This is a genomic window from Arthrobacter sp. Y3223164, assembly GCF_059091005.1.
Map to the genome: position 1 here is coordinate 1 of NZ_JBNHGF010000216.1, position 4868 is coordinate 4868.

4 protein-coding genes and 1 pseudogene are annotated in these 4868 nt (G+C 66.9%); all 5 read left to right on the plus strand.

The annotated features are described in order from the left end of the window. A partial coding sequence (locus tag AC5RUJ_RS11105; RefSeq protein WP_494155867.1) for an L-serine ammonia-lyase occupies nt 1–657 on the plus strand: 657 nt, incomplete at its 5' end. A gap of 97 nt (nt 658–754) precedes the next feature. Further along, the gene (gene purU, locus AC5RUJ_RS11110; RefSeq protein WP_494001734.1) at nt 755–1618 is read left to right on the plus strand and encodes a formyltetrahydrofolate deformylase; all 864 of its coding nucleotides are present in this window, start codon (nt 755–757) and stop codon (nt 1616–1618) included. 148 nt (nt 1619–1766) lie between these two features. Next, nucleotides 1767–2411, plus strand: a complete 645-nt coding sequence (locus AC5RUJ_RS11115; RefSeq protein WP_494001733.1) for a TetR/AcrR family transcriptional regulator — start codon at nt 1767–1769, stop codon at nt 2409–2411. After that, a complete protein-coding gene (locus AC5RUJ_RS11120; protein ID WP_494001732.1) occupies nt 2408–4075 on the plus strand; it encodes an MDR family MFS transporter in 1668 nt (555 codons plus the stop codon). The genes AC5RUJ_RS11115 and AC5RUJ_RS11120 overlap by 4 nt, the downstream gene beginning before the upstream one ends. Nucleotides 4076–4123: 48 nt before the next feature. Continuing rightward, a pseudogene (locus AC5RUJ_RS11125) lies at nt 4124–4868 on the plus strand (hypothetical protein); the annotation flags it as partial.

Here is a 4868-nt window from a genome sequence, read left to right on the forward strand (position 1 = left end):
CGGCGCAGGCTGCGTGCCGCCGAGGAGGCACGGGCAGCGGACGGCACGCCCAACGCCGACCCGCTGTGGGCGATGGAATGGGTCAACCTGTACGCGCTGGCGGTCAACGAGGAAAACGCCTCCGGCGGGCGGATCGTCACAGCCCCCACCAACGGGGCGGCCGGGATCCTGCCCGCCGTGCTGCACTACTACACCAGGTTCGTGCCCGGCGCGGACGACGACGCGGTGGTGGATTTTCTGCTCACAGCGGCAGCCATAGGCATCCTGTTCAAGACCAACGCCTCGATTTCCGGGGCCGAGGTCGGCTGCCAGGGCGAAGTCGGGTCAGCTTGCTCGATGGCGGCCGGTGCACTGTGCGCGGTGCTCGGCGGGACACCGGAGCAGGTGGAAAACGCCGCCGAGGTCGGAATCGAGCACAATTTGGGCCTGACCTGTGATCCGGTGGGCGGCCTGGTGCAGATTCCCTGCATCGAACGCAACGCCATCGCCAGCGTCAAGGCGATCAACGCCGCCCGGCTGGCACTGGCCGGCGACGGCGACCACCGCGTGTCCCTGGACATGGCCATCAAGACCATGCGGGAGACCGGGGCGGACATGATGTCCAAGTACAAGGAGACGTCGCGCGGCGGCCTGGCCGTCAACGTCGTCGAATGCTGAACAGCCAGCGCTGAACAGCCAGCGCTGAACCGCCAGCCGCACGGCAGTCCCGACGAGACCGCCGCACGAAAAGCCAGACCGAAACGGGGTAGCAACCATGCCGATCCACCACGAGCACATCCTGACCCTCGACTGCCCGGAGCGGTTGGGTATCGTCCACGCGGTCTCCGGTTTCCTGGTCGAGCACCGCCAGAGCATCCAGGAGCTCAAGCAGTTCGACGACCGGCGGGCCGGGCATTTCTTCATGCGCACCGACTTCGCCGGGGAGAACGGCGGAACCAACTCCACGGAGCGGCTGCGCGAGGCGTTTGCCCCGTTGGCCGAGCAGTACGGCATGGCGTGGCAGCTGGAACCCAAGGGCCGCAGGCGGCGGGTGCTGGTGATGGTGTCGAAGTTCGGGCACTGCCTGAACGACCTGCTCTTCCGCTCCCGGATGGGGGAGCTGCCGGTGGAGATTGTCGCCGTCGTGTCCAACCATCTGGACCACAAGGGGCTGGTGGAATGGCATGAGGTCCCGTATTACCACGTGCCGGTCACGCCGGACACGAAACCGGCCGCCGAGGCCGAGCTGCTGCAACTGATCGATGCCCACAACGTGGAGCTGGTAGTGCTGGCCCGCTATATGCAGGTCCTCAGCGACCACCTGAGCCGCGAGCTGACCGGGCGCACCATCAACATCCATCACTCCTTCCTGCCCAGCTTCAAGGGGGCCAAGCCCTATCACCAGGCCTACGAAAAGGGAGTGAAAACCGTGGGGGCCACCGCGCACTACGTCAACGCCGAACTCGACGAAGGCCCGATCATCGCCCAGCAGACGGTGGAAGTCGACCACACCTTCGGGCCGGAGGACCTGGTCGCCGCCGGCCGCGACACCGAGTGCAAGGCCCTGACCAACGCGGTCAAGTGGCACTGCGAGGGCCGGGTCATCCTGCACGGCAACCGCACCGTGGTGCTGCGGTAGGAGCGCGCGGTTGGTTGCTTTCTTACCGCTGAGCTGCCACGGATGCCACCGATCCTCTCCTTCGTTTGCCGGTGTGACGTTGCTCCAATTCTTGCAGGAATGAATGTTTGCACTTGTGCAAGAGCGGGAGCGCTGGCACACTGGTTCGGTGAGTCAACTAAATTCCCTGCGTGAGCGCAAGCGGGCCGAGTGCTGGGCCGCCCTGCATGACGCCGCGGCGGAAGCGGCTCTGGAAGACGGAATCGAGGCCGTCACCGTGGATGCGGTGGCGGTCTCCGCCGGAGTTTCCCCGCGCACCTTCTTCAACTACTTCACGTGCAAAGAAGACGCGGTGCTGGGCCTGCGCGAGCCGGTGCTTGACGATGCCATGCTGGCCGAATTCGACGTCCACGCCAATCTGCTGGACGAAGTCGGCAAGTTGATGCTGGCGGTCACCCGCTCTATCCACGGCGGAGACGATGCCACCCGCCACCTGATCCTGCGCAAGCACCCGCACCTGCTGCACCGCCGAGTCCAGTACATCGTCAAGGTGGAGCAATTGGTCACCACCGCAGTCTCCGAACTGCTCGCCGGCTCCGACCGGCTTGCGGACGCTGAACGAATCCTGGCCGCCCATCCCGTCGGCGGGCAGTACACCGCCGAAGACGCCGCCCGCATGCTGGTCATGACGGCAGGCGCAGCAATCCGCTTTGCCATGCAAAAAACCATGTCCCAACCCACCCTGGAATCGCAGACCGAGGCCCTGGAACACAGCCTGGCCTTGCTGCGCGCAGTTCTGAAGGAATCCGAATGAACAACGAAAGCCGACAGGCGCTACAGCGCCCACCGGCATCCGCGACGTCCCGGCCGGAGCACCATGGCCACAGCCATGGCAACCTGCTGCTGGTATTCGTTGCGCTGATGATGGCCATGTTGCTGGCCGCCCTGAACCAGACCATCCTGGCCACCGCACTGCCCACCATCGTGGGCGAGCTCAACGGCGCCAACCTGATGCTCTGGGTGATCACCGCCTACATCCTGGCCGCCACGGTCATGATGCCCATCTACGGCAAGCTGGGCGACCAGATCGGCCGCAAATACCTGCTGGTCGCGGCGATCATTATGTTCCTGATCGGCTCGGTCATCGGCGCCCTGGCGCCGGACATGGGCTGGCTCATTGCTTCCCGTGTGGTGCAGGGGCTGGGCGGCGGCGGACTGATGATCCTGTCGCAGGCCATCATTGCCGATGTGGTTCCCGCCCGCGAACGCGGCAAGTACATGGGCGCCATGGGCGGAGTCTTTGCGTTCTCCTCCGTGGTCGGACCGCTGCTGGGCGGCTGGTTCACCGAGGGACCGGGCTGGCGCTGGGCCTTCTGGTTCAACCTTCCCGTGGGCGTCTTGGCCTTGATTGGCGCGCTGTTCTTCCTGAAGTCCCGTCCCGTCAAGGTGCGGCCGAAGCTCGACCTCTGGGGCATGCTGCTGATGGCGGCCGCGACCACCGGCCTGGTCCTGGTGAGCAGCTGGGGCGGCAGCACCTTCGCCTGGTCCGACCCGGTGCTCATCGCCCTCATTGCAGGCACCGTGCTGGCCGCCGTCGGGTTCGTGCTGGTGGAGCGCAAGACCGCCGAACCCATCATTCCCATGTCCATGTTCCGTGACCGCAACTTCATTATGACCACCATCGCGGGCCTGCTGATCTCCGTGGCCATGTTCGGGGCCCTCGGCTACATGCCCACCTACTTCCAGATGGCTGCCGGCGTGTCGGCGACGGCGGCCGGGATGCTGATGATTCCCATGATGGCCGCGCTGCTCGCGTCGTCCATGACCTCCGGAATCCTGGTCTCAAGGACCGGCCGTTACAAGTGGATGCCGGTGGCCGGTTCGGCGGTGATGGCTGTGGCCCTGCTGCTGATGTACTTCGTGCGCGCGGACACGCCCGTCTGGGTGCTCTGCGTTTATCTGGGCCTGCTGGGCCTTGGCCTGGGCCTGAACATGCAGATCCTGGTGCTGATCGTGCAGAACTCCTTCCCGCTGCGGCAGGTGGGCACGGCGACGGCGGCCAACAACTTCTTCCGCCAGATCGGCGCCACGCTCGGCTCGGCCGTCGTGGGAAGCCTGTTCGCCCACCGCCTGGTCAACCTCCTCAATGACCGCCTGCCGGCAGCCGCCGTCGCGGCCACCGGAGGCGGGAACTCGCTGACGCCGGACATGGTCGCCGGCCTGCCCGCACCGGTACACGACGTTATTGTCGAGTCCTACAACGAAGCCCTGATGCCGCTGTTCCTGTTCATGGTGCCGATGGCCATTGCCGCCACCGTGCTGTGCATGTTCGTGGTGGAAAAGCCGTTGGCCACCTCGCTGGAGCCGGACGTCCTGGCCGAGGCGGCCTCGGAGGGGAATCTCGCGATCACCTCCGCGACCGAGGGCAACCCGCCGGCGAACACGGACCTGCGCCAAACCGAAGCCAGCAACAGGTAGCGCCCGGACCACCGCGGGCAGCTTCGAGTCGACGGTTATGCTGGCTGCATGGGAGCGTCAGCGGCACTGCACAAGGAACCGCGCGTCGTCGAGATTGAGTCGCTCGAGCACTTCGACCGGCTCGTCGCCCAGGCTCCTCGAGCCGGGGCAGCGGGCGACGGCGGACGCCGGCCCGCCAGCCATGCGAGGCCATCCGGCGAACCACAGCCAGGCGGGGGACCGGCCGGCCTGAGGCCAGACCGCGGGCCGCGACCCGACCGGCATTCGGCGACGGACGGGGGACCGCCGTCGATGAACGGCTGGCACTTCCAATCGGTGGATCTCAGCGGCCGCACGGAGGCCCTGCTCAGCATGGACCCGGCCGGCTCGGTGTTCCTTGGGTGCACGTTCGAGGCCGCCACCGAGGACTGGCTTCACCGCAACGGCGCGCTGATCTTCCCCACGCTGCCCGGCGTCCCGTTCGACCCGTACCGCGGCCAGGTTTACACCGCCGCCGAGCTCTACAGCGGGCTGGACACCGGACCCTACGAAGGGACGCTGGACGCGCAGGTCTACGCCTGGTCGTCGCGGTCCGCCACCCGCCATGACCTGGACTCCACGCTCGCGGCGAGCCTGCACGACCATGCCATCGGCGATGCCATGGAGGCGCTGTTCTCCACCGTGTTCGCCGGCCGGAGGATGGTGGGGGTGATGGGCGGGCACGCTGCCGAGCGGGGCAGCACCATTTACGACGGCGCCGCCCGGCTGGGCAGGCTGCTCGCCAGGGAGGGGTATGCCGTGGCGACCGGCGGCG